The 25820-nt window shown below is 64.0% G+C and carries 28 protein-coding genes and 3 tRNA genes (1 of these 31 only partly in view); 12 read left to right on the top strand and 19 right to left on the bottom strand.

Annotated features, from left to right (window positions below; translation table 11 throughout):
* Window positions 1-111 precede the first annotated feature (111 nt).
* The 5 genes from V8683_RS06800 to V8683_RS06780 all read left to right on the top strand — a co-directional run bounded on the left by V8683_RS06800 (window position 112) and on the right by V8683_RS06780 (window position 3508).
* Complete coding sequence (locus tag V8683_RS06800; RefSeq protein ID WP_411188856.1) at window positions 112-660, top strand: GNAT family N-acetyltransferase; 549 nt, start codon at window positions 112-114, stop codon at window positions 658-660.
* A 206-nt stretch (window positions 661-866) separates the two neighbouring features.
* Window positions 867-1727 carry a septum site-determining protein MinC gene (gene minC, locus V8683_RS06795; protein ID WP_411188858.1) on the top strand — a complete coding sequence of 287 codons (861 nt, stop codon included), beginning with the start codon at window positions 867-869 and terminating at the stop codon, window positions 1725-1727.
* 75 nt (window positions 1728-1802) lie between these two features.
* The gene (gene minD / locus V8683_RS06790) at window positions 1803-2618 is read left to right on the top strand and encodes a septum site-determining protein MinD (protein WP_411188860.1); all 816 of its coding nucleotides are present in this window, start codon (window positions 1803-1805) and stop codon (window positions 2616-2618) included.
* Window positions 2619-2632: 14 nt separating this feature from the next.
* Window positions 2633-2887 (top strand): cell division topological specificity factor MinE, encoded by a 255-nt coding sequence (gene minE / locus V8683_RS06785; protein ID WP_028215841.1) that lies wholly within the window; start codon window positions 2633-2635, stop codon window positions 2885-2887.
* 303 nt (window positions 2888-3190) lie between these two features.
* Window positions 3191-3508: a hypothetical protein gene (locus V8683_RS06780; protein ID WP_411188861.1), complete on the top strand. Its 318-nt coding sequence runs from the start codon at window positions 3191-3193 to the stop codon at window positions 3506-3508.
* 94 nt (window positions 3509-3602) lie between these two features.
* Here the strand turns inward: V8683_RS06780 and V8683_RS06775 are convergent, their stop codons facing one another.
* Window positions 3603-5018: a chloride channel protein gene (locus V8683_RS06775; protein ID WP_411188863.1), complete on the bottom strand. Its 1416-nt coding sequence runs from the start codon at window positions 5016-5018 to the stop codon at window positions 3603-3605.
* A gap of 210 nt (window positions 5019-5228) precedes the next feature.
* On the opposite strand from V8683_RS06775, the gene waaC reads away from it, so the two are divergent.
* Window positions 5229-6233 carry a lipopolysaccharide heptosyltransferase I gene (gene waaC / locus V8683_RS06770; protein WP_411188865.1) on the top strand — a complete coding sequence of 335 codons (1005 nt, stop codon included), beginning with the start codon at window positions 5229-5231 and terminating at the stop codon, window positions 6231-6233.
* 465 nt (window positions 6234-6698) lie between these two features.
* Here waaC and V8683_RS06765 read toward each other — a convergent pair whose 3' ends face one another.
* From V8683_RS06765 to V8683_RS06750, 4 genes are all read right to left on the bottom strand, one after another.
* The gene (locus tag V8683_RS06765) at window positions 6699-6878 is read right to left on the bottom strand and encodes a hypothetical protein (RefSeq protein WP_411188866.1); all 180 of its coding nucleotides are present in this window, start codon (window positions 6876-6878) and stop codon (window positions 6699-6701) included.
* Window positions 6879-7034: 156 nt separating this feature from the next.
* Complete coding sequence (locus V8683_RS06760) at window positions 7035-8348, bottom strand: MFS transporter (protein WP_411188867.1); 1314 nt, start codon at window positions 8346-8348, stop codon at window positions 7035-7037.
* Window positions 8349-8516: 168 nt separating this feature from the next.
* Complete coding sequence (locus tag V8683_RS06755; RefSeq protein ID WP_411188868.1) at window positions 8517-9029, bottom strand: energy transducer TonB family protein; 513 nt, start codon at window positions 9027-9029, stop codon at window positions 8517-8519.
* A 140-nt stretch (window positions 9030-9169) separates the two neighbouring features.
* Window positions 9170-9382: a hypothetical protein gene (locus V8683_RS06750; RefSeq protein WP_411188869.1), complete on the bottom strand. Its 213-nt coding sequence runs from the start codon at window positions 9380-9382 to the stop codon at window positions 9170-9172.
* A 497-nt stretch (window positions 9383-9879) separates the two neighbouring features.
* On the opposite strand from V8683_RS06750, the gene V8683_RS06745 reads away from it, so the two are divergent.
* Window positions 9880-11079 carry a tyrosine-type recombinase/integrase gene (locus V8683_RS06745; RefSeq protein ID WP_411188870.1) on the top strand — a complete coding sequence of 400 codons (1200 nt, stop codon included), beginning with the start codon at window positions 9880-9882 and terminating at the stop codon, window positions 11077-11079.
* Between the two features lie 52 nt (window positions 11080-11131).
* Here V8683_RS06745 and V8683_RS06740 read toward each other — a convergent pair whose 3' ends face one another.
* The 12 genes from V8683_RS06740 to rph all read right to left on the bottom strand — a co-directional run bounded on the left by V8683_RS06740 (window position 11132) and on the right by rph (window position 20342).
* Entirely contained in the window at window positions 11132-12754 is a 1623-nt protein-coding gene (locus tag V8683_RS06740) for a T6SS phospholipase effector Tle1-like catalytic domain-containing protein (protein ID WP_411188871.1), read from the bottom strand.
* Window positions 12755-12778: 24 nt separating this feature from the next.
* Window positions 12779-13315 (bottom strand): DUF3304 domain-containing protein, encoded by a 537-nt coding sequence (locus V8683_RS06735; protein ID WP_411188872.1) that lies wholly within the window; start codon window positions 13313-13315, stop codon window positions 12779-12781.
* A gap of 301 nt (window positions 13316-13616) precedes the next feature.
* Entirely contained in the window at window positions 13617-13907 is a 291-nt protein-coding gene (locus tag V8683_RS06730) for a hypothetical protein (protein WP_411188873.1), read from the bottom strand.
* Window positions 13908-14359: 452 nt separating this feature from the next.
* Complete coding sequence (locus V8683_RS06725; protein WP_411188874.1) at window positions 14360-15163, bottom strand: DUF3987 domain-containing protein; 804 nt, start codon at window positions 15161-15163, stop codon at window positions 14360-14362.
* Complete coding sequence (locus tag V8683_RS06720; RefSeq protein WP_411188875.1) at window positions 15160-15390, bottom strand: hypothetical protein; 231 nt, start codon at window positions 15388-15390, stop codon at window positions 15160-15162. The genes V8683_RS06725 and V8683_RS06720 overlap by 4 nt, the downstream gene beginning before the upstream one ends.
* The gene (locus V8683_RS06715; protein ID WP_411188876.1) at window positions 15387-16319 is read right to left on the bottom strand and encodes a hypothetical protein; all 933 of its coding nucleotides are present in this window, start codon (window positions 16317-16319) and stop codon (window positions 15387-15389) included. Before V8683_RS06715 ends, V8683_RS06720 begins: the two co-directional genes overlap by 4 nt.
* Window positions 16320-16374: 55 nt before the next feature.
* A complete protein-coding gene (locus tag V8683_RS06710; RefSeq protein ID WP_411188877.1) occupies window positions 16375-16542 on the bottom strand; it encodes a helix-turn-helix transcriptional regulator in 168 nt (55 codons plus the stop codon).
* Between the two features lie 214 nt (window positions 16543-16756).
* Complete coding sequence (locus V8683_RS06705) at window positions 16757-17443, bottom strand: hypothetical protein (RefSeq protein WP_411188878.1); 687 nt, start codon at window positions 17441-17443, stop codon at window positions 16757-16759.
* A gap of 175 nt (window positions 17444-17618) precedes the next feature.
* A tRNA-Ser gene (locus tag V8683_RS06700) sits at window positions 17619-17708 on the bottom strand.
* Between the two features lie 45 nt (window positions 17709-17753).
* Window positions 17754-18971 (bottom strand): radical SAM family heme chaperone HemW, encoded by a 1218-nt coding sequence (gene hemW / locus V8683_RS06695; RefSeq protein ID WP_411188879.1) that lies wholly within the window; start codon window positions 18969-18971, stop codon window positions 17754-17756.
* Complete coding sequence (gene rdgB, locus V8683_RS06690) at window positions 18968-19609, bottom strand: RdgB/HAM1 family non-canonical purine NTP pyrophosphatase (protein WP_411188880.1); 642 nt, start codon at window positions 19607-19609, stop codon at window positions 18968-18970. Before rdgB ends, hemW begins: the two co-directional genes overlap by 4 nt.
* Complete coding sequence (rph, locus tag V8683_RS06685; protein ID WP_411188881.1) at window positions 19602-20342, bottom strand: ribonuclease PH; 741 nt, start codon at window positions 20340-20342, stop codon at window positions 19602-19604. Before rph ends, rdgB begins: the two co-directional genes overlap by 8 nt.
* A 292-nt stretch (window positions 20343-20634) precedes the next feature.
* Between rph and V8683_RS06680 the strand changes: the two genes are divergently transcribed.
* The 5 genes from V8683_RS06680 to V8683_RS06660 all read left to right on the top strand — a co-directional run bounded on the left by V8683_RS06680 (window position 20635) and on the right by V8683_RS06660 (window position 25501).
* A complete protein-coding gene (locus tag V8683_RS06680) occupies window positions 20635-21570 on the top strand; it encodes a YicC/YloC family endoribonuclease (protein ID WP_411188882.1) in 936 nt (311 codons plus the stop codon).
* Between the two features lie 14 nt (window positions 21571-21584).
* On the top strand, window positions 21585-22277 hold the full coding sequence (gene gmk, locus V8683_RS06675) for a guanylate kinase (protein WP_411190506.1): 693 nt from the start codon (window positions 21585-21587) through the stop codon (window positions 22275-22277).
* Between the two features lie 40 nt (window positions 22278-22317).
* Window positions 22318-22521 carry a DNA-directed RNA polymerase subunit omega gene (gene rpoZ, locus V8683_RS06670; RefSeq protein WP_006400783.1) on the top strand — a complete coding sequence of 68 codons (204 nt, stop codon included), beginning with the start codon at window positions 22318-22320 and terminating at the stop codon, window positions 22519-22521.
* Window positions 22522-22611: 90 nt separating this feature from the next.
* Window positions 22612-24978: a RelA/SpoT family protein gene (locus V8683_RS06665; RefSeq protein WP_411188883.1), complete on the top strand. Its 2367-nt coding sequence runs from the start codon at window positions 22612-22614 to the stop codon at window positions 24976-24978.
* A 34-nt stretch (window positions 24979-25012) separates the two neighbouring features.
* Window positions 25013-25501 (top strand): phage protein NinX family protein, encoded by a 489-nt coding sequence (locus V8683_RS06660; RefSeq protein WP_411188884.1) that lies wholly within the window; start codon window positions 25013-25015, stop codon window positions 25499-25501.
* Between the two features lie 90 nt (window positions 25502-25591).
* On the opposite strand, the gene V8683_RS06655 is transcribed toward V8683_RS06660, so the two are convergent.
* Both V8683_RS06655 and V8683_RS06650 read right to left on the bottom strand, forming a co-directional pair.
* Window positions 25592-25668 (bottom strand) — tRNA-Arg (locus V8683_RS06655).
* 97 nt (window positions 25669-25765) lie between these two features.
* Window positions 25766-25820: transfer RNA gene (locus V8683_RS06650), tRNA-Arg, on the bottom strand; it runs 122 nt beyond the window's last position.

Below are 25820 nucleotides of genomic sequence, written 5' to 3'. Positions count from 1 at the left end.
TGTCGTGAAGCGTCGGCGCGACGAACGGCTACTTTTGTCAAATAAGGATTTGACTCCCAGGCGAGTTCGGTTAAAGCTACGCGTTACTGGTTTATAGGGGTTTACGACTGCATGAGTCCGTCACTGACCGTTCGCCGTATCGCCGCCGATCAGGGTGCGGTGCTTCGCGAGCTCAGAACTGCGTCGTTGCGCGATGCGCCCTACGCGTTCGGCGATGCCACGCTCGAAGACGCGCTTTCCGCCGATGCGGCGGTTTTCGATGCGGCGGCGGCCCGCTATGCGGACTCGCATTCCGTCACCTCGTTCATCCTGTACACCGAAGGCCATCCCGCCGGGCTGATCGGCGCGAGCTTCGAGAGCGCGCCGGCAAGCCGGGCCTTCGTTTCGGCGCTGTGGGTCGCGCCGGCCGTACGGCACCTGCGCGGCGGCGAACTGCTGTTGAACGCGGCGATCGACTGGCTCGTTGCCGAGGGCACCGCGCAGGTCTACGCCTGGATCACCGACAACAACACGACCGCCATGCGCTTTTACGAGCGCTTCGGCTTCATTGCGACCGGCGATCACGCGCGCAGCAAGCATTCGCCCGAACAATGGGAAACGCTGCTCATGCGCGACGTCGGCAGTCGGGCACCAGACGCAGTGCAAGCCCAATCGAACTAGCGTTCCCGGCGCGCCGTGGCCCGCGCGCCTTCCATCGTTCCCTCACCGGTACGCCCCCCGTGCACGAACGCGCACGCCGTGTTTTCCTCGCGTTTGCACGCGTGGTGCGAGAGGGGTCCGGATTACCGGCTCCTGATTTAACCGCTAAAAATAATGGCCGTGCGCGTCGACGCCTGTAAAATACGCAAAATTTTTCGCCGAACGCCATGTCGCCCAGGAAATCGCCATATTTTGAACTGAAGAGCGGTTCAGTCGATACGCTTCTGTTCGTGGTCAAGACGACCGAGCTGGATGCCATGCGCGCCGAACTCACGCGGCGCTTCGAAGCTACGCCCGAATTTTTCGCGAACGACACGGTTGCCATCGACGTGCGGCGCCTGGGCGATAACGAGCAGGTCGCGCTTGGCGACATCGTGCGCCTGCTCGAGAGCGTGCGTATGCATCCGGTCGGCGTCGTGGCGCATTCCGCGCAGCACGCATGGGCCGCCGAGGCCGGCCTGCCGCTCCTCGAAGCGCGCGACCGCCGCGGCGCGAGCGCCAAAACGGCCGCGGAGGAGGCGGATGCCGCCGACGCGCCGGCCGCTACCGTGACCACGGCCGCCGCCGCCGTGGAGCCGCAGGCAACGTCCCCCGCGCTCGCGCAACCCGAACTTTTCCCCCCCGCGAGCGAGCCGCCTGCCGATACGCCGGCGGCAGCCGGCGACGCGGCCGCGCGCGCCGCGCGTGCGGAGCCGACGCTCGTCGTCGACCGGCCGCTGCGTTCGGGCCAGCGCATCTACGCGAAGGGCGACCTGGTGGTGCTTGGCCTCGTTTCGAACGGCGCGGAAGTCATCGCCGAAGGCAATATTCACATCTACGCGCCGTTGCGCGGCCGCGCGCTGGCGGGCGTGCACGGCAACCACGACGCGCGCATCTTCTGCACGTGTCTCGAGGCGGAACTGATTTCGATTGCGGGCATCTACCGTACGACTGAAGTCCCGCTTCCCGGCGAGGTGGCCGGCAAGCCGGTGCAGATCCGGCTGGACGACGAAGAAAAGCTGTTGATCGAACCGTTGAGGCTCACCTGACGCGCCGGGAGAAGCCGGGACGGCGGCGTGCGATGGGACCAAACTGAAGAAACTGACGAACACAAGGTTAAGGGAATGGCAAAAATCATTGTGGTGACTTCGGGCAAGGGCGGCGTGGGCAAGACGACCACGAGCGCGAGCTTCGCATCGGGCCTCGCGTTGCGCGGCCACAAGACCGCGGTCATCGACTTCGACGTGGGCCTGCGCAATCTCGACCTCATCATGGGTTGCGAGCGCCGTGTCGTGTACGACCTCATCAACGTGATCCAGGGTGAAGCGAACCTGAACCAGGCGCTCATCAAGGACAAGAAGTGCGAGAACCTCTTTATCCTGCCGGCCTCGCAGACGCGCGACAAGGACGCGCTCACGAAGGAGGGCGTGGAAAAGGTGATCGAGGACCTGCGCAAGATGGACTTCGAGTACATCATCTGCGATTCGCCCGCGGGTATCGAATCGGGCGCGCTGCTCGCGATGCACTTCGCCGACGAGGCGCTCATCGTGACGAACCCGGAAGTCTCGTCGGTGCGCGATTCGGACCGCATTCTCGGCATGCTCTCCTCGAAGACGAAGCGCGCGATCGAGGGCGCGGATCCCGTCAAGGAACACCTGCTCATCACGCGCTACAACCCGAAGCGCGTGAGCGAAGGCGAAATGCTCTCGCTCACCGACATTCAGGAAATCTTGCGCATCGAGCTGATTGGCGTGATTCCCGAATCGGAAGCCGTGCTGCACGCGTCGAATCAGGGCCTGCCCGCCGTGCACCTCGACGGCACCGATGTCGCCGAGTCGTACAAGGACGTCGTCTCGCGCTTCCTTGGTGAAGACAAGTCGCTCCGTTTCACCGATTACCAGAAGCCGGGCCTCTTTCAGCGCCTCTTCGGCAACAAGTAAGGGAGGCGCACGTCATGTCGTTTCTTTCGTTTTTTCTCGGCGAGAAGAAGAAGTCCGCCTCGGTAGCGAAGGAACGCCTGCAGCTCATCATCGCTCACGAGCGGGCGGGCGGCCATCCGCCCGCCGATTATCTGCCGGCGTTGCAGCGCGAACTGGTTGCGGTGATCTCGAAATACGTCAAGATCTCCGACGACGATATCCGCGTGAGTCTCGAACGTCAGGACGATCTCGAAGTGCTCGAGGTCAAGATCGAGATTCCGCAGGCCTGATGGTTGGGGCGGCGAGGCGTGCCGGTTTGCCGCCGGCGCGCTTCGCTGTTGTCCTTATCTCCTCCCGCTTTACTTTCGCAGTCAAGCGGCGGTTCCGTGCCGCCGCGGTGGCTCTCCTCGGCACGCGCGTCCTTCGCCTGCCGGCCATCGGCGACCCCCAAAACCTGCATTTGCCTTGCACGAAACAATCGGTTTCACTTCGTCCACGCTCGTAATGCCGCTCATGTCAGCGAAAACCGGGGTTCGCGCATTGATTGCAGTAGCGCCAACTCTGGCGTCTAACAACTGACAAGGGTGATCCCTATGAAAAAGTCCTTCCGCCTGATGCTCGCCAAGGGCGCCTTCCTCGCCGCCGGCGTTTGCGCTGTCGCCGCGCCGGCCTTGGCCGCAGTCGTCGTCGTCGAACCGAACGTTCCGCCGCCCGCCGAGCGTGTCGAAGTGGTACCGGCACCGCGCGCCGGTTACGTCTGGGACAAGGGCCACTGGAGGTGGGATCACGGCCAGTACGTATGGATTGCCGGCCACTGGCAGCGCGAGCGCGTGGGCTACCACTGGGTGCCCGGTCACTGGGTGGCGCACGGCCCGAACTGGCACTGGGTCGACGGCCACTGGGCAGCCTGAGGGACTGCTTTGAGGTGCAGCCTGCCGAGGCTGCCTGAGAGGCACGCCTGAAAGCGCGCCTGAGGAAATGGCTTGAGCGCGAGCCCGCAGCGTTTCAGCGACCGGAGGTTTCGTTCGCGGTGGTGCTGTCGGGCTCGTTGCGTCTGAGCGGCTCGGGCACGTCGGCGGGCGCCGCATCGGCTGCGGCGGGCTGCGGCGCAGCCGCCGGTTGCGGCGGCGCCGTGTAGCGCTGCGACAAGGTCTCGTAGAGCGGCGGCGCGAAAAAGCGCGAGACGCGGCTCGCGATCAGAGCCGTGGCCATCAGCGAGATCACGAGCGCGTGGCCGTTGATCATCTCCATCACGATCACGAACGATGTAATGGGCGATTGCGTGACGGCCGCGAGATACCCGACCATCGCGAGCGCAATGAGCATCTGCAGCTCCATGCCGCTGAAAACCATGTGCAGCGCGTTGCCGAAGCCCGCCCCGATCGACAGCGACGGCGCGAAAATACCGCCCGGAATCCCGGGCAGGTAAGAACCCACCATCGACGCCATCTTCAGGAACGGATACGCGAGTGACAGATGCTCGCGGCCGTCGAGCAGGCCGCGCGCTTCCGCGTAGCCGCTGCCGAACGTCGTGCCGCCCGAGACGAGCCCGATCACGGCGATGACGAGCCCGCAGAGCGCCGCGAACGCGACCGGCTGCTCGCCGTACAGCTTGCGCAGCGGCGCGGGAATCCAGCGCGCGGTATTGAGCAGCAGCCAGCAGAAGATGCCGCCGGCGATGCCGGTGACGACGGCGGTGAGCAGCACCGCAACGGCGAGCAGGTCCGGAAAGTGCGAGCCGATCTGGATCGTGCCGAAGTAGGTGTAGTTGCCGTTCAGGCCGAGCGCGATCACGCCCGCAATGATGATGGTGGTGATGACCACGCCGCTCGCGCGCGCTTCGAAGCTGCGCGTGAGTTCCTCGATGGCGAAGACGATGCCGGCAAGCGGCGTGTTGAACGCGGCGGAGAGCCCCGCGGCCGCGCCGGCCAGCACGAGCTTGCGTTCGATGTGCACGTTCGAGCGCGGATAGAGCCGCCGCATGTGGAACATGAGCGCGGCGCCGACCTGCACGGTCGGCCCTTCGCGGCCGATGGTGAAGCCGCCGAGAATGCCGAGAAACGACACGGCGATCTTGCCGGCCAGGATGGGCAGCGTGAGCAGACGCTCGCCCGACTCGCCGGGTCTCGCGTGCAGTACGGCGATCACCTGTGGAATACCGCTGCCTTCGGCGCCGCGAAAGAAAGTACGCGTGAGCCAGACCGAGACCGCGGCGACGGCGGGCGTCAGGATGAGAGGCAGCCAGATGTGCTCGCGCTGCAGGTGCAGAAAGGCGTTGTAGCCCCAGTCGATCAGGCGGGCGTAGAACACGGCCACGAGGCCCACGGCGACCGCGCCCAGCCACAGCACGCCGTATTGCCGCCACAAGCGTCGTGCGCGCCGCACGAAGGTCGAATAAAGGTCGGGGCTTACCGGTTGCATGGGCTCTGTTGGGGCGCAAAGACGAAATTATAGGGCGGGTCCGTGCAAGCCGCCCCTGGGGATTGCTGCGAGATTTCCCTGACCGTTCTTTTACCCGCGATAAACAAGGGCACGATGTATCGCTGGGGAATTGCCCGGATCATCTGCTTGACGATGCCGGCATTCCGTTAAAATCTCGAAAAAATTCATGGATAGCGAGCCGGCAGGACAATGAAACGGTTTCTGATTATCAAGGTGACCTCGCTGGGCGACATCGTCGAGGCATTACCGGTGGTGGCCGACATACAGCGCGAGTTTCCGGGTGCAACGGTGGACTGGGCCTCGGACGAATCGTTTGCCGATATCGTGCGCTGGAACGCTGGCGTCGACCGGGTGCTTTGCGCGCCGCTGCGCCGCTTCAAGAAGACGCGCAAGTGGAGCGACCTGAAAGCCATCTGGGCTTCGATCGGCGAATTGCGCGCCGTGCGCTACGACGCCGTCGTCGACATTCATGGCGTGTACAAGAGCGCCATCATCGCTGCGCTGACGCGCTCGAAGCGACGCTTCGGCTATCTCTCGCAGGATCTCGGCGAGCGCGGCGCGGCGTTCGCGTACAACGGGCGTTTCGGACCGCGTCCGAGAACCGATGCCTGGCTCGGCATGCGCATCAGCGCGGGCGAAGCGCTTGGCTATACGATCGATACGCCGCCTGTGTTCAACATGCGCATCCCGCGCGACGGGACGGCGCTGCCCGCGCCCGAAGGGCCGACCGCGCTGATTTTCCATGCAACGTCGAAAGACGAAAAGAAGTGGCCTGTCGCGCACTGGGGCGAACTCTGCCGCGATCTGCAGTCGCGCGGCCTGCGCATCGAACTGCCGTGGGGCTCGGATAATGAGCGCGCCACGGCTGAAGAGATTGCCGCCATCGTTCCTGGCGCCGTTGTCCTGCCGCGCCTGACTGTCCCGCAGGTGGCGCAGCGTATCGAGGACGTTGCACTCGTGGTCGGTACCGATACAGGCTTTGTCCATCTCTCGCATGCGCTGCTGAAGCCCACCGTGATGATCTTCGTCACGACGTCGGCGGAACATACGGGCGTGCGTGCACCAGGCAGATCGGTTTCGGTGGGAGACGGCAACCACGTGCCGCCTGTGAAGGCTGCGCTCGACGCCGTTAGCGAAGTCTATCCGCCGCGTGCCGATGCATCGCTGCAAGGCTCGGCCGTTTCGGCTGCGTGAGTGACACAGACGCGACACGGAGGCGACACGCGCTCGCCTTTTTTGTGTCTTTTCGCACGGCTTCTCGCGTAGTTTTTCGTTTACAGGTTTGTTAAAAGTGTCGCCGCGAGTTGGCGAATGTGCCGCGTACGCGGCGGCGCAGTGGGACATCGCGCCTCGCGTGTAACACGCGTCACATCGCTACTTACAAATTGCAACGCCTGGCGAAGTCGCCGTCGTGTTCAATCGAATCGTCCGGAAGCCAGACACGGCACACCAGGACGACAGACATTGACTCGACGGGAGAATGAAGTGAAACGACTGACGCTTACCCTCATTGCAGGTGCATTGCTCGCGGCAGCGCTGAGCGGGTGCGTCGTGGTGCCGGCCGGCGGCTACTATGGCGGCTACCATCACGGCTATTACTACTGAGGCGGATCGACCGGGAGAGCGAGGGCGGCACGCGCGCCGCCACCACGAGGTGACTCAGGCCAGCAGTATTTCGAGTGCGACGACCGCCGCGATGGCGGCCGCGTTCGCGGCAATCGCTTCGATCACCACTGCGCGCCAGCTCGTCGCGTGCAGCCTGAAAGCCAGCACGAGCGCAGTGCCGAGCGCGAGGGCGATCATCAGGACGACGTCGGCGTTGCTCAGATGGATGTTCATCGTCGGCTCCCGGAATGAGGAAGACAGCGTGGGCTGACCGAAATACTGATCTGTTGAACGAAGTATAGTCAGGCACCCCATGCGCTCAAAGTGGACAAAAAAAGCGGAGTCCGTCTTTTGCGGACTCCGCTTTTTCATCAGGGGCGACCCTGGGTATTACATCAGCGCCTTGTCGCGTGTCTCGTGCATGCACAGGACACCGAACAGGCTGATCGCAGCCGCGATCGACACGTACGCGCCGACCCACGACAGGCCGCCGCGCGCAGCGAGCACCTGGGCGATATACGGCGCCACCGAAGCGCCGAGAATGCCACCCAGGTTGTACGCCACGCCCGCGCCGGTATAGCGCACGCTCGTGGGGAAGAGTTCGGGCAGGAGCGCGCCCATCGGCGCGAAGGTGGCGCCCATCAGGAACAGCTCGATCACGAGGAACAGCAGCACGAGCGGCAGCGAACCACTGCCGAGCAGCGGCGCCATCGTGAAGCCCGAGGCGATCGCTGCGATGCAGCCGGCGGCCAGCACCGGCTTGCGGCCCCAGCGGTCGCTGGCCCATGCCGAAAGCGGCGTGGCGAGACCCATGAAGACGACCGCGACGCACAGCATGCCAAGGAAAGTCGGACGCGGAATATGCAGCGCCGTTACGCCGTGCGAGAGCGAGAACACCGTGGCGTTGTAGAACAGCGTGTAGCAGACGACCATGGCGAGCGCGCCCAGGAGCGTGGCCCGCCAGTGATCGGCGAGCAGCGTCGCGACCGGTACGCGCACGCGCTCCTCGCGCTCGATGGCTGCCTTGAAGGCGGGCGTCTCGGCAATCTTCAAACGCACATAGAGGCCGAGCGCGACGAGCACGGCCGAAACGACGAACGGCACGCGCCAGCCCCAGTCGCGGAACTGCTGGTCGGAGAGTGTCGAGGCGAGGCCGAAGAAGAGGCCGTTCGAGGCGAGAAAACCCACCGACGGCCCGAGCTGCGGGAACATGCCGAACCAGCCGCGCTTGCCGGCCGGCGCGTATTCGGTCGCGAGCAGCGCGGCGCCGCCCCATTCGCCGCCAAGGCCGATTCCCTGACCGAAGCGCAGGACGCACAGCAGGATCGGCGCGAGGCTGCCGATCGCGTCATAGCCGGGCACGAAGCCGATCAGCGTGGTGGAGAGGCCCATGACGAGCAGCGAGGCGACGAGCGTCGATTTGCGGCCAATGCGGTCGCCGAAATGACCGAACAGAAAGGAGCCGATGGGCCGCGCGACAAACGCGATGCCGAACGTGACGAAGGCCGAAAGCGCCTGCGCCGTCGCCGAGCCGTGCGGGAAGAACACCGGGCCGATCACGAGCGCGGCGGCCGTTGCGTACACATAGAAATCGTAGAACTCGATCGCGGTGCCGATGAAGCTCGCGAAGATCACGTGCGACGTGCGCGTCGCGCCGGCGCCGTCCTCGCCGGCGCGCGCGGGCGAAATCGGGGAAGTCGACATGTACGGAGTCTCCAGTCGTTGTAAGGCGCGTTGTCGCCGGGTTCGTCGTCGCTTGGGCGGTGCACGTCTTTATTCGCGGCGCAAAGGCCGGCGGGGTAGCGGAAAATTATAACGACCGTGAGTTGTGCGCAGCAAGGCGGCGGAAAGGCGGGGCGGCTGGGCGGCCGTTCAGTCGAAGTTCTGGGCCTGCGGCGACGCGAGCGTGCGCAACTGGAATTTGCCGTTGTCGTTGAAGAGCCAGTCTTCGAACATCTCGAGTTGACCTGCCGAGTTCAGCAGCCGTTCCGGCGGCACGGGCAAGGGTGCCGCACGGCGCAGCGTGGAGAGCGCGGTGGCTTCGGCCTCGTCGTCGCCGTTGGTGCGGTAGATCGACGACTTCACGATCTGGCCGTTGCGGTCCACCACGAAGGAGACGACCACGAGCGAACGCAGCATCGCCTGGGGCGAGCCATGCAGGATATACGAGGGGTTGCGATCAACGATGCGGTGGGCAACGGCCGTTCGGTACTGGTCGAGCGTGTTGCTGTTGATGGCTGCGGGCGGAATGATCAGGAGCGGACGCTGCGGCGGCGTAATGGTGCAGGCGCTTGCGATCAGCAGGGGCAAAGCGAAACCGACGCGCCGCAGCAGATTGGCGCATGACGCGGCGGGGCCGTCAGGCGGGCAGGCACGGATGAGCATTGTCGAACAAGCTCGGAGGCGAGACCAGATTCGAGCTTAGTCGAAATGCTCGCGGATGCAACCCGCGGTGGTCCGCAGCGGCCCGTATCATGCGCGGACATTCGGCGACGCCGGTGAAACGAGGCGGGACGGGCCGAGGCTTACTCGACCGGGAACTGCGCGCACGGGTCGGTCGCGATCGTTGCGCAGGCATACGAGTACTCCCCGCTCTTCAGGAACAGATCCTTGCCCTGCTGGAAGTTCGCGCGGAAGTCGGGCGAGCTTTCCCAGGCGATGAAGCCGGAGCACATCACGGCAGATAACACGACGAGCGTGAAGGCGATCTTTTCGAGGACTTGGTAACGGTGCGGCATGGTGGTGATTTCCCGGAATGCGTGGGATTTTACCGCGTTATTAGGGTTTTCACCTAGTTCCGTGTTTCGGGGTGTGTTTTGATTCAACCCTTATTTATTTTGGAGTTGGCTCGTCCGCTATACCAGTCGCGTAAGCTGGCCTCTGGAGTCGCATGCTGAAGGCAATCAGACCTGGGAATTGTCAAGGAATGCGAAATTTTCGGGATCGATGTCTTCCGTGTAGCGCTGTCGACGTCTGACGCTCGATGAAGAGTGGATGCTGGAGAGGCTTGTCGGGTGGAATTCTGGCGACTGGGCCAGAGGTTTCTAGGGGGAAGACGGCCGAGTGCAGGAATGTTCTGGCGGAGGCGGTGACCGCCAAAATACATTCCGAGAATTTCCGTGCCACTCCGTAGAATTCAATTACATCAATGGGTTAAAGCCATATTACTACTGTAACAGGCTACAATATTCCGGCGCTATCCGCCATTTTGCGATGGGCTAGACGATGGGCTGAAATGGCACTTACGGACAGACAGGCAAAGGGGCTGCAACCCGGCGACAAGCCGGTATTCGACGGGAAGGTAACGGGGTTGATGCTCACGCCAGGCAAGACGGGCAGCAAGTGGACGCTACGTTTCACAAGCCCGGTAACGGGCAAGCGGCGCGATGCGGGTCTCGGCGTCTATCCTGAAGTCTCGATACTGGACGCGCGTAACAAGGCGCTTGCCATGCGCACCCAACTCGACGCGGGGAAAGACCCAATCGATGAACGCGACCGCGAACAGCAAGCCGCGAGTGTCGCCGCTTCCGCGCTAACGTTCGAGAAAGCCGCGCGCACTGTCCACGAAGAGCTCAAGCCCGGCTGGCGGAATGCGAAGCACGCCGCCCAATGGATTAGCACGCTTGAGACTTACGTGTTCCCGAGGATCGGCAGCAAGCCACTCGACGCGGTCACGCCCGCCGACTGCGCGGACGCGTTGCGGCCTATCTGGTTAGACAAGGCAGAGACCGCCAGTCGTACCCGCCAGCGTATGCACGCCGTCATGCAATGGGCCTGGGCGCACGGCCATATCTCGGCGAACCCGGTTAGCGTAGTTGACCATATCCTGCCGAAGCAGGGCGCAAAAAAAGAACATCAACCGGCGATGCCGTGGCGCGAAGTTCCGGCGTTCGCGAAGGCTCAGTTACGTGATATCGAACCCGGCGACAACACGCGGGTGGCCTTGCTGTTCCTGATTCTCACGGCGGCGCGTAGCGGCGAAGTGCGCGGCGCGACGTGGGGCGAGTTCGACCTCGACGCCGGTATCTGGACCGTCCCAGGCGAACGTATGAAAGCGAAGATACCGCACCGCGTCCCGCTCCCGGCGGCCGCGCACGCGCTCGTCAAGCAGCTGAAGGAACAGAAGCAGTACGAGACGTTGGTGTTCCCGTCGCCGCGTGGCAAGGTGCTATCCGATATGACCTTGACCGCTCTACTGCGCCGGGTGAAAGCGAAAAGCGATACGCCGGGCCGCGTCGCGACCGCGCACGGCTATCGGTCAAGTTTCAGAGATTGGGCCAGCGAAAACGGCTACGCACGCGACCTTGCCGAGCGGGCGCTCGCACATACGGTCTCGAATAAGGTTGAAGCGGCGTATCACCGGACCGACCTGCTGGAATTGCGCCGCCCAATGATGGAAGCGTGGGCGTCGCATGTTTGCGGTACGGCGGAATGATTGGGTCCCGGCATCGCGATTATCGCGAGCCGGGGGTATGGACCTTAGAGGGTCAAGCGGTCATGACTTCCGGTTGTGGTCCAAGCCACGGCCTCTCGGCCAGGTATCGCACCCGGTCACAAAAGACGCTCCGTGGATCGTACAGGGCGCACGGCCACGAAGTGAAGTGCGCCACTGAGTCGTGAACATGTTCCGCCAGCAGGCCATCCACGGCGGGCGGGACAGCAGCGGGATCGTCCCACGCGGCAAGAATGAGGTCTTCATAAGGAGTGCGCTTGCGTGGCTCCGGTGGCGGCCAGTCCCGGCTGCCCGCATGGCGTTCTACAGGATTGCGCAGGAAGGCGACCCGGCGCTCCAGCCGCCGCTGTTCACCTAGTAACTGGGTCGCCTGCTTTGCCGGGTTTCGCGGGAGGGTGTACGTCCAGCCGGTCGGATCGCACTCGGGGTGGTCCTCGTCGGTGGCCGCCGGTACAGCCTCACAGGCCGACGCGGACACACCATGCTTCCCGTACAACTCCCCGAGCACATGGTTGTCGCCGTCCTTTCGGGCAAGACCGCCGCGCCACTGGAAATTCAGGCGACGGTGTACGTGTATCAGCGATTCCACATCGTCGCCTTCGGCGGCAGGCAGAGCCGCCATATAGTCCTGATAGAGCTTCAGCACAGGCTCGGTATTTGCGAGTGCGAAATAGCCTTGCCAGTCTGGCTGCATCTTGTCCAGCGACAGCAGCGGCACGCCAGCTTCCAGCGCTGCCGCGTACATGTGGCGTAGCGGGATGCGCGAGAGACGGTTGCTGCGGCCCTGTTCGTCTGGCGCGTAGCCGCCACCCACGTCCGAATGCACGCCAGGATAAACCACCTCCTCACAGTTGCCAGGATAGGTCCGGTTCACACGCACGGAATCCAGCGGGAATGCTTCACGGACCTCGTGGGCGGCAACGTAGTGCACACACCGCTCGACCTCGGGCGGTATCGCCAGTTCGGACGCCCAGTCCAGGTGCAGCCCCGGCCCGCCCACCGACGCCACCGTGTCAAACAGACCCAGGAACGTGATACGTAGCGGAATGCGCCACATGTCCTTTCCTATCCAGCACCGTTGACCGTCCTTATCGACGCATCGCGAAAGCAGCTTCCGCACAAAAGCCCGCGCCTCGGTCGCACCGCGCGAGAAGCCAAACACTGCAACACTGATAAACGGCATATGCTGCCGTGCTCCCTCGCTCCAGTCCTCCCCAAGAATCATGTCAAATGTGGCGAGCGCCGAATCGATGCGCGTCTGTCCTCCAGCACCCAGGCCGAGACCCAACGCCCCGCCGTCGTCATTGCGCAGCAGTTCGGTAAAGTAACCGGGCACTCGCCGGGGAACCTGGAACGGGGTGCCGACACCGGAGATGTAAGTGGGCGTGGCACCCTGTCTGGCCGGATCGTCAATCGCGGCCAGAAAGAGCTTAGCCACGTTCGACAGCGCCTGTTCGTGCTCAGGCTTCTCCAGTTCCTGATACATGTTGTTGCCAGTGCCGTCAAAGAAGAAACTGAGTTTCGGATAAAGACGGCACTGCAAGCGAGCCTTCGGGTCGCTGGGGAGTTCGGCGGCGATCCGTTTGCTCATTCCGCGTGCAGTAGCGCGGTCCAGTTCGGCGTCACTCACAGGTGCGCCCGCCTGGCGTACTGTCATGCTGAATTCCTTATGGTTGCGGGGTTATTTTGTGGCGCAGCGCGTGCGGCTTCGTGCAAACGCCAGTTCGGCCGTATCACGGTCGCGCACGATCAAGCAGAGGTAGCGGTCATCCTTCGCGGGGCCACCGGGTGGGAAATGCAGGACAGCAGAATGGGGTTCGCGCGGCTTGATGACGGCCTTCGTCTTCGGGTCGAGTTCCGTGCCCCACGTCCAATGAACTGTTACCGGTTCGCTCCAGTCCTTGGGGCTGGGATAACAGCAGGCCGCTGCACCACCACCGCCATGTGGTGGGCTGCCCCCCATGCCATAATGGTCAACAGCCATGTTGATCGCCCATTGGTCGGTCTGACTGATCGGGACCATGTACAGGGGGTGCTCGCTCGCGAGCGGATCGTCGGACACCAGTGCGCTGTCCGCCGTGCAGGCCGACAGGGCGAGCAGTGCGCCAGCGGCAAGCGCGACCGTGCGCGAGTATGCAATTGAGCACCTGTAGGGTGTCGTGTTGTGGAAATGCGGTTGGTGCCTGGATATCGCGTGCGACGCGTCCTGGTCTGCCATAGGCTGGCCTCCTTGCTGGATTGGGGGAGACGCGGCCCAATACATCAGGACTGCAAAGACAAGGCAGGCCGCGATACGAAGCTATTTCCGCTCTTCACGGCTTATAACGCGCAATACGCAGTGCCTCAATACGGAAACGTCAGAAAATTGGTCAACAATTGTCAGGGCGCAATGTTGAGCCTCGCCTAACCGGACGTAAGCCGGAGGGCATTGTTTTTGAGATGGTTATCGGTGGTCGCCGCTCGAATACGCCGCCGTTCGCCGGGCGCTGTGCGCTTCTTTTTTAAAGCGGTGCAATCACCTAGGTCGTCCCGGTTTCGTCCGCTTCGTCGTGGCCGTTTCCAAACAGGTTGGCGAACAGAATGTCGTCGTCCTTGTCGGTTTCGGTGCAGACCGTCGGGCGGCCATAGGCACGGTCGAGAATCGCGCAAGCAGCAGAAAGGCGCACCCCTTCAGTTGTGCCGTGCTGCATGATCGCGATGATCGTTTCGATGGCGGCAGGTGCATGCTGCCCGGCGAGATCGCGCATCCTCAGCGTCGTTTTGTTTAACGAGCCGGGCAGGCGACCGCCCGTTTTGCGTCCGAGAGCCATAGTTCTACTCCCTCCGATCTAACTTTCTCTAATTTAGACGGGCGGACCGTCGACTGTGTATTCGCCATCGTCTTAGGCGTTGGCTGCTGGCTGGCGGGTTGCCCGCAAGCGATATGGGCCGTGCCCGCCTTCACGTTCGACCCAGTGCGCGAGTCCGGTCTCGTTCTCGCGGGGGACTCGCTCAAACGCCGCCTGTCCTGCTTCGCCGTTGTTCAAAGTACCCTCGGTGCGAAAATCATGCGTATCGCAACATATGTTGAATCCGAATGAGGAAATGCGCGACGGGTCCGCATTGTCCGCGCCCGTGTCGGATTCCTTTGGCCTTGCATGGATGCGTACCCCTTGCCCGATGCGGACACCTTTGCGGACCCTTGGCTACGGACATTTCGCGAGTCTTCGCGCCCGCATTGCGGATGGTCTCAGGAAGGACCCATGCGCCTGTTCGTGACGCCTTAGCGCCCGGCTGGATCGTACCGCCAGCCACTCGCTGCCATTGCGACTTGCGCCTCAGCTTCGGCGCGACACTCAATCACTTTCGCGTGAAAGTACGCGATGTTCGGCAGCAGGTCCGAGAGCGGGCCGTTCGCGGCTCGCCCTAACGTTTCGGCGTGACGCTCGCGCGTCCATCCCTCAGCACGCGCAAGTTCGTCCACCATCGCGAACAGTTCGGCGCGCAACCGCCGCACGTTGTCCTCCGCGAGATACGGCCCCCACGGCAGGTAAGGTCCGCCGTCCGGGTCGATCATCGCACCGGCACATTTGTCGGACGTGGCTCTTGGATCGTTGGCGGCTTCCGCCTGTTCGCGTTCGTAGTCACGTATGGCACGCATGAAAAAGCTGTCGCACGTCGTCTTGCGCTCGCCGCTGTCCGCGATCACCACCACGAACAGGCTTACCGGCCCGCTCAGGCGGCTATCACGCTGCACGTCGACATGCGCCTGTATGGCCACGCTGAGCGCGGCGTGCGCGGAACACGCGACCATCGGCAAGGGAGCCTGAACGTAGCACTGCACCTCTTCCACGGCGGCGCGTATAGCTGGCGGCAAGGCGTCGACCGGATAGGGTTCCGGCTCTACCCGTACCGTCAACGGCTGCGGTTGCGGCCAGGCTGGCGGATCGTCCGCCACGGCGCTCGCGCGAGTGAAGAAGGCTTCACGCTTCGCTTGGATAGCCTCACGCTCGGCGCGTTCCCGCCTCGCGACCTCATCGGTTGCGACGATCTCCGCGAACGTTGCACGGCAAAAGTCGTTGCTCATAGCTCCCCCCGTTGCGCGCGTTCACGCAGCGCCGCCACCAGCGACGCGCGTGCGTTCTCCTCGACCCATTCGCGATGCTCAGCCCATTGTTCCGCCGTCATGGCGCGTTCGCATCGGGCCAGTTCGACGGCCAGCAGACTTTGTGCGTAAGCCTCAAGCGCGTCCACCGTGCGTGGTGGATGCTGGCGGCGGTCCCCCCGGACCTCGGCATGGTTAGCTCGCTTCATTCGTTAGCTCCGTTGAACAGCGCCGCCATGCGCCCGATATGCTCGCGCTCCGACTCTTCGGCAACCTTCGCGACCGCCAGCGCGTTCTCGGGCAACAGTTCCTCAATCGCGATGCGCAACAGACCGCGCAGAACGCTGGCAGGCATCGCTTCGGCTTCAACCGTTGCCGCAACCTCCGGCGAACGGCGGTCCGTGACCTTGCGCGGTTTGGTCGGGAGGTCGTACTGAGCGATCTGTTCTTCGTTGATCGCGATGCGCGCGAAATCGAGGTCGATTGCCGAATCGAGGTGCTTACGCAACTCGCGCTCCAGCGACCGGTCGATTAGTACCCCCGCCGGGTCGAAATCGCCGACGTAGAACACGACGAGCGGGCGACCATCGTCGCTGTCGTTGTGCTGCGCGGCCGCTTCGTGGACGAAGCTCACACTACTGAACCCGCCGCATGGGTAGAGAGGGACGGCCAGTTCCTGGCAGTCGTCCAGCACGACCGAAGCGATCGAGCGCGATTCGACCCAGACTTCGCACCGGCAGTCGGCACCGCGCCAGAGGTCAGCGCGGTAAAGCCCCCGCATGCGCCGAAGGAAATCGCCCGCGCCGCTGAACGTGTCGACGAAGTATCCACGCCTGGACATATCGGCGATCCAGTCGTACGGCAATACGCCCGCGCGGCGCAGCCGGACGCAACGTTCCTGGACATGGCGATACCCCCGGTCCGACTTCTCGACCGGAACCGCCAGCCTGGGGTTCGTCATCTGGTAAAAAACGTGCCGCACCGACTGCGGGTGGTCGGCACACAGGACCTCGATGATCTGCGCGTCCAGTTGATCCAGTTCGCTACGAGTGCGCCGCTGGCGCTTTATCGTGCTAGCACGATAAACGTCGGTATCGTCGCGACTCGCCTCGTTGCTGGCGGACTCAGGCGCGGACACGGCGGCCAGCCTTGACCGGTTGTTGCGCGCGGCTCGCGTCGATCTGCTGCTGCACCTAGGTCGCGACTTCGGACTCGATCCAGCGCACGGCGGCGGAACCGATGGTGACGGGCTTCGGGAATTCGCCTCGCGCGATGCGGTCATAGAGCGCGCTGCGCTGGAGTCCCGTAATCGCGGAGACGCGCGAGCGGGGAATCAGAACGGGGATGGTTTGATCGGCCATGCTGCACCTCAGCTTGTGGTGGTGCGCGCCGGGCTGGCGCGGCATGGCGGTATTTGATTCCTGCGCGTAGGCAGCGAATAGCCAGGCAGGTTGAGAAAACCCACCCCCTGCTAACGGTCAAAGGGGTGGGTGGGTTTGTGCTGAATGGGTAGGTGGGTTCGCGTGCGCGATACGAGCGAACCCAATAGCAGCAAGGCTTAAGGGGCGGGGTAGGTTACTGGCCGGGCGTCTTCGGCGCGCCGCCTGTCGGTTGCCAGTTGGCGACCTTCGCGACTTCCTCGATGCCGGTCTCGTTCGGATTTCCGTCGTCGTTCGTGAGCCCATATTCCGCCGCGTGCTCGCGCAACCATTTCTTGATCGCGTCTTTCACGCTTTTGCCGCTGGCCTGTGTAACCGCCAGCCACGCATTGACGGCAGCAGCGAGCCTTCGTGCATAGCGCGGATGCTCGGCGTTCAGGTAGTCCGGCGTATCACTCGCACCGGGGAAGAAGAACCCCGTTGTTACCCCGCGCGACGCGAGCCACGTTTTCAGGACTTCAACATCGACGGTCGTCCGCTGTGGGTCGATTTCGCCTACGGGGTCCCAATAACCTTCTGAATCATCGTTGATGTATCGAATATGGGTGTACTTGCCCAAGTAGACCTTATTGGCGGTCAGCGTTCTCCGTTCCGCTGCGTGCATCAACGCCTGTAGAACGGTCCTGAACTTTTCAGGGGTGTCGTCCTGGACCTCTTCGCCGGTCTCGAACTCCGTGAAGCTCGCCTGGCGCGGAATGTGGCAAGTTTTTTGGCCGTATTCGTCAGGCCCCTGGACGCGGCTAGGTCGGATGCCGCAAATCAACGCCGCCGCGCCCGCAAGCGAAAACGTATCGGCGATCCTGCAGAGATCGAACTCGTCCATGAAGTGTCCCGCGATGGGAAACATGAATGAGCGGATTCTAGCGGACTGTCGCGGCAACGATACGGGCCGCGCAGATATCTGAAACGCGTAGGAAGGCCGCGAGTTTGTGCGTGATGATGGGCTGAAAAAACCCCCCCGCAAATATCTGAATTTGCAGGGGTTTATGTTCCACTCCTGGCGGAGGCGGTGAGATTCGAACTCACGGAAGGGTTACCCCTTCGCCGGTTTTCAAGACCGGTGCATTCAACCACTCTGCCACACCTCCGGAGCCGCGCATTGTAACCCAAAAGGTCTGCCGGCCAGCAGCGTCTCACTCCGCGTCTTTGAGAAACATCTCCTGCAGGTCGTTCAGAAAGCGCTGCCCCAGTTCGGTCGGCGCGATTTTCTCGTAATCGCGCACAATCAGACCGCGTCGCTCGGCTTCCTGCAGCGCGGGCTCGATCGACGTCATCGACAAGCCGGTGCGCTCGACGAACCGGTGCACCGGAAAGCCCTCCACGAGCCGCAGCGCGTTGAGCATGAACTCGAACGGCAGATCACGCGAACCGACCTCGCGTTCCTCTTGCACCGGCGTGCCGGCGCGCGCCTGCTCGATGAACGTTGCCGGGTGCTTGTAGCGCGCCTGGCGCAGGATGCGGTTGGGAAACGACAGCTTGGTGTGCGCGCCCGCGCCAATGCCGAGGTAGTCGCCGAAGCGCCAGTAGTTCAGGTTATGGCGGCTCTGCCTGCCCGGTTTCGCATAGGCCGACACCTCGTAGCGTTCGTAGCCGGCTTCGGCCGTGCGCGCGTGGATCCAGTCCTGCATGTCGGCCGACTGGTCGTCGTCGGGCAGTGCCGGCGGGAACTTCGCGAACAGCGTGTTCGGTTCGAGCGTCAGGTGATAGAGCGACAGATGCGGCGGCGCGAACGAGAGCGCCGTTTCGATGTCGGCCTGGCATTCGGCGAGCGTCTGCTGCGGCAGCGCGAACATCAGGTCGAGGTTGAAGTTCTCGAAGGTATTCGCCGCGACTTCGACGGCGTGGCGCGCCTGCACCGCGTCGTGGATACGGCCGAGCGCTTTCAGATGCGCTTCGTTGAAGCTTTGGATACCTACAGAAAGGCGGTTGACGCCGCTTGCACGAAACTGCGCGAATTTTGCTGCGTCGAACGTGCCCGGATTGGCTTCAAGCGTGATTTCGGCGTCGGCGTCGAGCGGCAGCAGCGCGCGCACGTCCGAGAGCAGGCGATCGAGCCCCGCGGCGGAGAGCAGGCTCGGCGTTCCGCCGCCGATGAACACCGTGTGCACCTGGCGTCCCCAGACGAGCGGCAGGGCCTGCTCGAGATCCGAGCGCAGCGCGTCGAGGTAATCGTCCTCGGGAAAGCGCTCGCCTTTCCATTCGTGCGAGTTGAAGTCGCAGTAAGGGCACTTGCGCACGCACCACGGGAAGTGCACATAGAGCGCGAGCGGTGGCAGCGAGGTCAGGCGGGTGCTGCCAGGCGTCGAGAACGCCTGGATCACACGCAGGCCGGTTTGATGCGGGTCGCTCACGCGTCCTCCTTGAGGCGCGCGAGCAGGTGCTTGAGCGCCATCGCGCGGTGGCTCGAAGCGTTTTTCACGGCCGGATCGAGTTCGGCGGCCGTGGCGTTCAGTTCGGGCAGGAGGAAGTACGGGTCGTAGCCGAAGCCGTTCGCGCCGCGCGGCGAGTCGAGCACGACACCATGCCAGCGGCCTTCGGCGATGAGCGGCTCGGGGTCGGCGGCGTGACGTACGAGGGCGAGCACGCAGTAGTAGTACGCGCGGCGGTCCGCCTCGTCCTTCAGGCGCTCGACGAGCAGCGCGTTGTTGGCCGCGTCGCTCTTCTCGCCGCCGGCGAGCTGCGCGAAGCGCGCCGAGTACACGCCCGGCGCGCCGAAAAGCGCGCGCACGCACAGGCCCGAGTCGTCGGCGAGCGCGGGCAGCCCCGTAAGCTTCGCCGCATGGCGCGCCTTGGCGAGTGCGTTTTCGACGAAGGTGGGATGCGGCTCTTCCGCCTCGGGCACGTTGAACTGGCCCTGCGGCAGGAGCTCGATGCCGACCGTGCCGAACAGCGCCGCGAATTCGCGCAGCTTGCCGGCATTGTTCGAGGCGAGCACGACGCGCGAGAGCGCGCCGGCGGCGGCACCGCGGGTATTCCGGCCGTCAGCCATGCGCGATCCCCAGCGCCGCCTTTTGCTTCTCGACGAGCGAGCGGATGCCGCTCTGCGCGAGGTCGAGCAGGGTGTCCATTTCGGCGCGCGAGAAAGGCGCGCCCTCGGCGGTGCCCTGGACTTCGACGAGTCCGCCCGAGCCCGTCATCACGACGTTCATGTCGGTGTCGCATTCCGAGTCCTCGGCGTAGTCGAGGTCGAGGACGGGCATGCCTTCGTACACGCCCACCGAGATCGCGGCGACGTAGTCGGTGATCGGCGAACGCGCGAGGCGGCCGTCGGCAATCAGCTTCGACACCGCGTCGTGCGCCGCGACGAACGCGCCCGTGATGCTGGCGGTGCGCGTGCCGCCGTCGGCCTGGATCACGTCGCAATCGAGATTGATGGTGCGCGCGCCGAGTGCCTCGAGGTCGAACACGGCGCGCAGCGCGCGGCCGATCAGGCGCTGGATTTCCTGGGTGCGCCCCGTCTGCTTGCCGCGCGCGGCTTCGCGGTCGCTGCGCGTGTGGGTGGCGCGCGGCAGCATGCCGTATTCGGCCGTGAGCCAACCCTGGCCCTTGTCGCGCAGGAAGGGCGGCACGCTTTCGGAAACGCTCGCGGTGCACAGCACCTTCGTGTCGCCAAATTCCACGAGCACGGACCCTTCGGCGTACTTCGTGTAGTGGCGGGTGATGCGGACGTCGCGAAGCTGGTCGGCGGGGCGGCCGCTCGGGCGCTGGATCGATTGGGTCATCGTGAGAGCGTGCGCACGGGCACGAAAGGGGAGGGGAAAACACAATTTTACCGCCTCGACGCGACGCGCGAGGAACGGCGTCCGGGCTCGCGCGCGGGGCCGCCGCGCCAGGGCGGCGGCGCGGCGCGCGTCCTGTCCCGGGCTGGGCCGATCTGGGCGGGCCGCCCCCCAAAATGGGATAATACGGTTTCTCCGCCCCGCGTCATCATGAACACGCCGGGCGCCTCGATCCTTCCGCCGTGTCCCGCGCATCGCTACGCGCGACGCCACGGTTTTATTCGCGAGACGAACCATGATTTACAGCATGACCGGCTACGCAAGCGTCACGCGCGAGCTTGCTTCGGCTTCGGGTACGGGCGGCGCCAGCGTGTCCGTCGAATTGCGCACCGTGAACTCGCGTTTTCTCGACCTGAATTTCCGCATGCCAGAAGACGTGCGCGTCTGCGAGCCGACGCTGCGCGAAATGCTGATGACGAAGCTGTCGCGCGGCAAGGTCGATATCCGCATCAACGTGCAGCGCAGCGAGCAGACCGCGAACGCGGGCGCGCTGAACCGCGATGCGCTCGATCAGCTCGCCGCGCTCGAGCGCGCCGTGCTCGAAGCGTTTCCGGAGTCGGGGCATCTGCGCACGGGCGAGATCCTGCGCTGGCCGGGTGTGCTGGCCGAAAGCGGGGTCGCGCCCGAGGTGCTGCGCGATGCGGTGCTCGGCTGCGGCAAGGAGGCCATTGCCGAACTCATCAACGTGCGTGCGCGCGAAGGTGCGCAGCTCGCGAACATGCTGCTCGCGAACGTGACCGAAATGGAAGCGATCGTCGCGAAAATCACGCCCCTCGTGCCGGACCTGATCGTCAAGCACCAGCAGAAGATCGTCGAGCGGCTGCAGGAGGCGCTCGGCATTGCGGCGCCGGAGGCGAACGGCAACGGCACGATCGGTGGCGTCTCGCGCGAGGAGATCGCCGAGCGCATCCGCCAGGAAGTGACGATGTACGGCATTCGTATCGATATCGCCGAAGAACTGTCGCGTCTCACGGCGCATCTGAACGAAACGCGCCACGTGATCGAGAAAGGCGGCAAGGTCGGCAAGCGGCTCGACTTCATGATGCAGGAGCTCAACCGCGAAGCGAACACGCTCGGTTCGAAGGCGGCGGCGAAGGAACTCGCGGACGCGTCGATGACGCTCAAGCTCCTCATCGAACAGATGCGCGAGCAGGTGCAGAATCTCGAATGAAGGAAGCCACGAACATGACCGACCAGACCAGTGCAGCGAAGCCGCGCAATCCGTATGCGGGCGTCTATCCGGGCAACCTCTTCATGGTGGTGGCCCCCTCGGGCGCCGGCAAGTCGACGCTCGTCAACGCGCTGCTCGCCGAGGACAGCGCGATCCGCCTGTCGATCTCCTACACCACGCGAGCGCCGCGCTCGAAGGAGCGCGACGGCGAGCACTATCACTTCACCACCGTCGACGATTTCCTCGCGCGCCACGCTGTCGGCGAGTTTCTCGAAAGCGCCGAAGTGCATGGCAACTACTATGCGACTTCGCGCGTGTGGATCGAGGATCAGATGAAGATCGGCCACGACGTGCTGCTGGAAATCGACTGGCAGGGCGCGCAGCAGGTGAAGAAGCAGTTCCGCAACGCGGTAGAGATTTTCATTCTGCCGCCGTCGCTCGATGCGCTTGCCGATCGCCTCAGAAAGCGCGGCGAAGACGAGCCCAACGTCATCACGCGGCGCCTTCTGGCAGCCGGTAGCGAGATGGCGCACGCGAGCGAATCGGAGTACGTGGTGATCAACGAGAACTTCGATCGCGCGCTGCAGGAACTGCGTAACGTGGTGGCCGCAACGCGCCTGCGCTTCGCCTCGCAATACGCGCGTCATACCGGGCTCTTCGTGCAGCTCGGTATCCATCAGCCGCAGCCCGGGTCGTCGGGCACATAAGGTAGAATAAGAACCTGCTGAGAATGAGAAGGAAACCGACATGGCCCGCATCACCGTCGAAGATTGTCTGAAACAGATTCCGAACCGCTTCGAACTGGCGCTCGCCGCGACGTATCGCGCGCGCCAGCTCGCACAAGGTCACACGCCGAAGATCGAAAGCCGCGACAAGCCCACCGTCGTCGCGCTGCGCGAGATCGCGGCTGGCCAGGTCGGCCTGGAAATGCTGAAAAAAGTGCCTGTTTAACGGCGCCTCGTCCGTATTTCTGCCAAGGCCTGAAGTCGTCACGCGCGCGAGCCGCTTTCACGTCAACGCCAACCTGATACGGAGGGGAACATGAGCACGACGCCCTCGCCGGCCACCGAGGTGGACCAGGAAGCCGAGACCGCAAGCACCGCGCGCAACTACATCGACGCGGTCCTCGAACAGTCGTTTCGCCATCTGTTCGGACCCACCGCGACGCCGGAGCAGCCCCGCAAGCACGGGGTCGTCTCCATCGCCAATCTGACCGCCGCGCTTTCCGCTTACCTCACACCCGAGGAAATCAAGGAAGTCAAAGCGGCGTTCCACTTCAGCGACGAGGCCCACCTCGGGCAATATCGTCAGAGCGGCGAACCCTATATCACCCATCCTGTCGCCGTCGCGGAAATCTGCGCCGGCTGGAAGCTCGACGCCCAGTCGATCATGGCCGCGCTGCTGCACGACGTGATCGAGGACCAGGGCGTGACCAAGGCGGAGATCGCCGAGCGCTTCGGCGCGAAGGTCGCGGAACTGGTGGACGGGTTGTCGAAACTCGACAAGATGGAGTTTCGCAACCGCGAGGAAGCGCAGGCGGAAAACTTCCGCAAGATGCTGCTCGCGATGGCGCGCGACGTGCGCGTGATTCTCGTGAAGCTCGCGGACCGGCTTCACAACATGCGCACGCTCGGCGCGGTGCCGCCGGCCAAGCGCCGCCGCGTCGCGCGCGAGACGCTCGATATCTACGCGCCGATCGCGCACCGCCTTGGCCTCAACAACACCTATCGCGAACTGCAGGATCTGAGCTTCGCGAATTTCAATCCGAACCGCTACGCCACGCTGGAAAAGGCCGTGAAGGCAGCGCGCGGCAACCGTCGCGAAGTGGTGGGAAAGATCCTGGAAGCGGTGCAGCGCGCCATTGCGGACGCGAAGCTCAGCGCCGAAGTCACCGGCCGCGAGAAGACCATCTTCAGCATCTACAAGAAGATGCGCGACAAGCAGTTGTCGTTCTCGCAGGTGCTCGACGTGTACGGCTTTCGCGTCGTGGTGGAGTCGGCGCTCGAATGCTATACCTGCATCGGCGCGCTGCACGCGCTCTACAAGCCGGTGCCGGGCAAGTTCAAGGACTACATCGCCATTCCGAAGGTGAACGGCTATCAGTCCCTGCATACCACGCTCGTGGGCCCGTTCGGCGCGCCGATCGAGTTCCAGGTGCGCACGCGCAAGATGCACGAAATCGCCGAAGCGGGCGTGGCGGCGCACTGGCTCTACAAGAACGGCGGCGCCGATCTGAACGACGTCCAGAAGCGCGCGCACCAGTGGCTCAAGTCGCTGCTCGACATCCAGAGCGAAGCGGGCGATTCCAGCGAGTTCCTCGAACACGTCAAGATCGACCTGTTCCCGGACGCGGTCTACGTCTTCACGCCGAAGTCGAAGATCATGGCACTGCCGCGCGGCGCCACGGCGCTCGACTTCGCGTACTCGATTCACAGCGACCTCGGCAACCAGTGCGTCGCGGTGAAGATCAACAACGAGTTGCTGCCGCTGCGCACCGAGCTCAAGAGCGGTGACATCGTCGAGGTGATCACGGCGCCGTACTCCAAGCCGAATCCCGCCTGGCTCGGCTTCGTGCGCACCGGCAAGGCGCGCTCCGCGATCCGTCACTATCTGAAGACGATGCGGCTCACGGAGTCCGTGCAGTTGGGGGAGCGGCTCGTCGACCAGGCGCTCAAGGGCTATGGCTACCAGCTTTCGGATGTCACGCCGGAAGTGTGGGAAAAGCTCGTGCAGTGGACCGGTAACAAGGACCGTCAGGAAATCTTTGCCGACATCGGTTTGGGTCGGCGCGTAGCGGCCGTGATGGCCAAGCGTATCGAAGTGCTGATCAACGGCCTCGAGGCCGACGACGACGAGCACCACCATACGCCGCGCGATCCGAACGCGCCGCATGCGCCGCCCGTGGTCATCACGGGCACCGAAGGCATGTCGGTGCAGCTCTCGGCCTGCTGCCGCCCAATTCCGGGCGACGACATCATGGGCTATATCGGTATTGGCCTCGGCATGGCGATCCACACGACCGACTGCCGCGTCGCGCAGCGCATTCACAAGCGCGACCCGGGTCGCTGGATCGACGTGGCCTGGGCGCCGCAGCCTGGCCGCCTGTTCGACGTGGCCGTGAAGGTGCTCGTGAAGAACACGAAGGGTGTGTTCGCACGCGTGGCCGCCGACATCACGTCGGCCGACGCCAACATCGTGCATATCGCCATGGACGACGACCTCGCACAGGAGTCGAACCTCCTGCGCTTCGTGATCCAGGTGAGCGACCGTGTACACCTCGCGAACGTGATGCGCCGCGTGCGCACGAACCCGGACGTGATGCGCATCGTGCGTGAACGTCCGAGCGACGAAGGGCACCACCGCCACGATGGCGGCATGCGGATCGAACGCGAGCGCGGCGACTACTGAGCGGTGGGCGGGACTCCGCCCGTAGGGAGTTGCGATGAACGTAGCTGATCTGACGGGCATGACGCTCGACTATTGGGTGGCCCGCAGCCTGCATGATTTCGTCCGCGAAATTTATTTCACCGACAGCGGCACGAAGGTTGCGGTGCGCGGCAATGACCGTGGACGACCGTGGGATGGGCGCTTTGCGCCCTCGACGTCGTGGGAGGCGGCGGGTGTCGTGCTCGATCGCGCGCGGCGTTTCGAATTGCGCGAGCGGCGTGACGGCGCGAAGGCGTTCTGCGTTGCGGAATTCACGGGCAGTCACCGGACGGCCGAGGCGCATGGCGACTCGGTGCGCGTTGCGCTGCTGCGGGCGTTCGTCATGAGCCGCTACGGCGATACGGTGGGCGAGATGTTGCGGCAGCCGCAGGCGCTGAACGGCCCGCATGCCGAGCAGGTGGGGGAGCCGAGCGATATCGGCGACGTCGAAGATCTGCCGCGCCCGGATGCCCAGATAGGCGATATCGGCTCGCCGCCGCGCTAGGGCATTGGCGCAGGCGGCCGCGGAACAAGAGGAAGAGCGAGCTGAAAGACAAAAAGCCTTCCTGAATCATCAGGAAGGCCTTTCGAGAGGTGGCGCGGCTGGCAGGATTCGAACCCACGACCCCTTGGTTCGTAGCCAAGTACTCTATCCAACTGAGCTACAGCCGCACGCTAAAACTGTACTACTTCCGCCTTTCTGGTGCAGCCACGAAATCGCCGCCAGGAAAGACAAGGGCCTTCGTATGAGGAAGGCCCTCTGAATAAGTGGCGCGGCTGGCAGGATTCGAACCCACGACCCCTTGGTTCGTAGCCAAGTACTC

The sequence above is a fragment of the Paraburkholderia sp. AV2 genome (assembly GCF_054968425.1).
This window is presented reverse-complemented; position numbering and strand designations above follow the sequence as displayed.

Coding starts and splice junctions, on each gene's coding strand:
- V8683_RS06720 (WP_411188875.1), bottom strand. CDS start 15,390: ATGAAGCGAGCTAACCATGCCGAGGTCCGGGGGGACCGCCGCCAGCAT.
- gmk (WP_411190506.1), top strand. CDS start 21,585: ATGACCGACCAGACCAGTGCAGCGAAGCCGCGCAATCCGTATGCGGGC.
- V8683_RS06665 (WP_411188883.1), top strand. CDS start 22,612: ATGAGCACGACGCCCTCGCCGGCCACCGAGGTGGACCAGGAAGCCGAG.
- V8683_RS06800 (WP_411188856.1), top strand. CDS start 112: ATGAGTCCGTCACTGACCGTTCGCCGTATCGCCGCCGATCAGGGTGCG.
- V8683_RS06725 (WP_411188874.1), bottom strand. CDS start 15,163: ATGAGCAACGACTTTTGCCGTGCAACGTTCGCGGAGATCGTCGCAACC.
- V8683_RS06775 (WP_411188863.1), bottom strand. CDS start 5,018: ATGCAACCGGTAAGCCCCGACCTTTATTCGACCTTCGTGCGGCGCGCA.
- V8683_RS06730 (WP_411188873.1), bottom strand. CDS start 13,907: ATGGCTCTCGGACGCAAAACGGGCGGTCGCCTGCCCGGCTCGTTAAAC.
- V8683_RS06745 (WP_411188870.1), top strand. CDS start 9,880: ATGGCACTTACGGACAGACAGGCAAAGGGGCTGCAACCCGGCGACAAG.
- minD (WP_411188860.1), top strand. CDS start 1,803: ATGGCAAAAATCATTGTGGTGACTTCGGGCAAGGGCGGCGTGGGCAAG.
- V8683_RS06765 (WP_411188866.1), bottom strand. CDS start 6,878: ATGAACATCCATCTGAGCAACGCCGACGTCGTCCTGATGATCGCCCTC.
- V8683_RS06740 (WP_411188871.1), bottom strand. CDS start 12,754: ATGACAGTACGCCAGGCGGGCGCACCTGTGAGTGACGCCGAACTGGAC.
- minC (WP_411188858.1), top strand. CDS start 867: ATGTCGCCCAGGAAATCGCCATATTTTGAACTGAAGAGCGGTTCAGTC.
- V8683_RS06780 (WP_411188861.1), top strand. CDS start 3,191: ATGAAAAAGTCCTTCCGCCTGATGCTCGCCAAGGGCGCCTTCCTCGCC.
- V8683_RS06760 (WP_411188867.1), bottom strand. CDS start 8,348: ATGTCGACTTCCCCGATTTCGCCCGCGCGCGCCGGCGAGGACGGCGCC.
- minE (WP_028215841.1), top strand. CDS start 2,633: ATGTCGTTTCTTTCGTTTTTTCTCGGCGAGAAGAAGAAGTCCGCCTCG.
- rdgB (WP_411188880.1), bottom strand. CDS start 19,609: ATGGCTGACGGCCGGAATACCCGCGGTGCCGCCGCCGGCGCGCTCTCG.
- rph (WP_411188881.1), bottom strand. CDS start 20,342: ATGACCCAATCGATCCAGCGCCCGAGCGGCCGCCCCGCCGACCAGCTT.
- rpoZ (WP_006400783.1), top strand. CDS start 22,318: ATGGCCCGCATCACCGTCGAAGATTGTCTGAAACAGATTCCGAACCGC.
- V8683_RS06660 (WP_411188884.1), top strand. CDS start 25,013: ATGAACGTAGCTGATCTGACGGGCATGACGCTCGACTATTGGGTGGCC.
- waaC (WP_411188865.1), top strand. CDS start 5,229: ATGAAACGGTTTCTGATTATCAAGGTGACCTCGCTGGGCGACATCGTC.
- V8683_RS06735 (WP_411188872.1), bottom strand. CDS start 13,315: ATGGCAGACCAGGACGCGTCGCACGCGATATCCAGGCACCAACCGCAT.
- V8683_RS06705 (WP_411188878.1), bottom strand. CDS start 17,443: ATGGACGAGTTCGATCTCTGCAGGATCGCCGATACGTTTTCGCTTGCG.
- V8683_RS06750 (WP_411188869.1), bottom strand. CDS start 9,382: ATGCCGCACCGTTACCAAGTCCTCGAAAAGATCGCCTTCACGCTCGTC.
- V8683_RS06755 (WP_411188868.1), bottom strand. CDS start 9,029: ATGCTCATCCGTGCCTGCCCGCCTGACGGCCCCGCCGCGTCATGCGCC.
- V8683_RS06680 (WP_411188882.1), top strand. CDS start 20,635: ATGATTTACAGCATGACCGGCTACGCAAGCGTCACGCGCGAGCTTGCT.
- V8683_RS06710 (WP_411188877.1), bottom strand. CDS start 16,542: ATGGCCGATCAAACCATCCCCGTTCTGATTCCCCGCTCGCGCGTCTCC.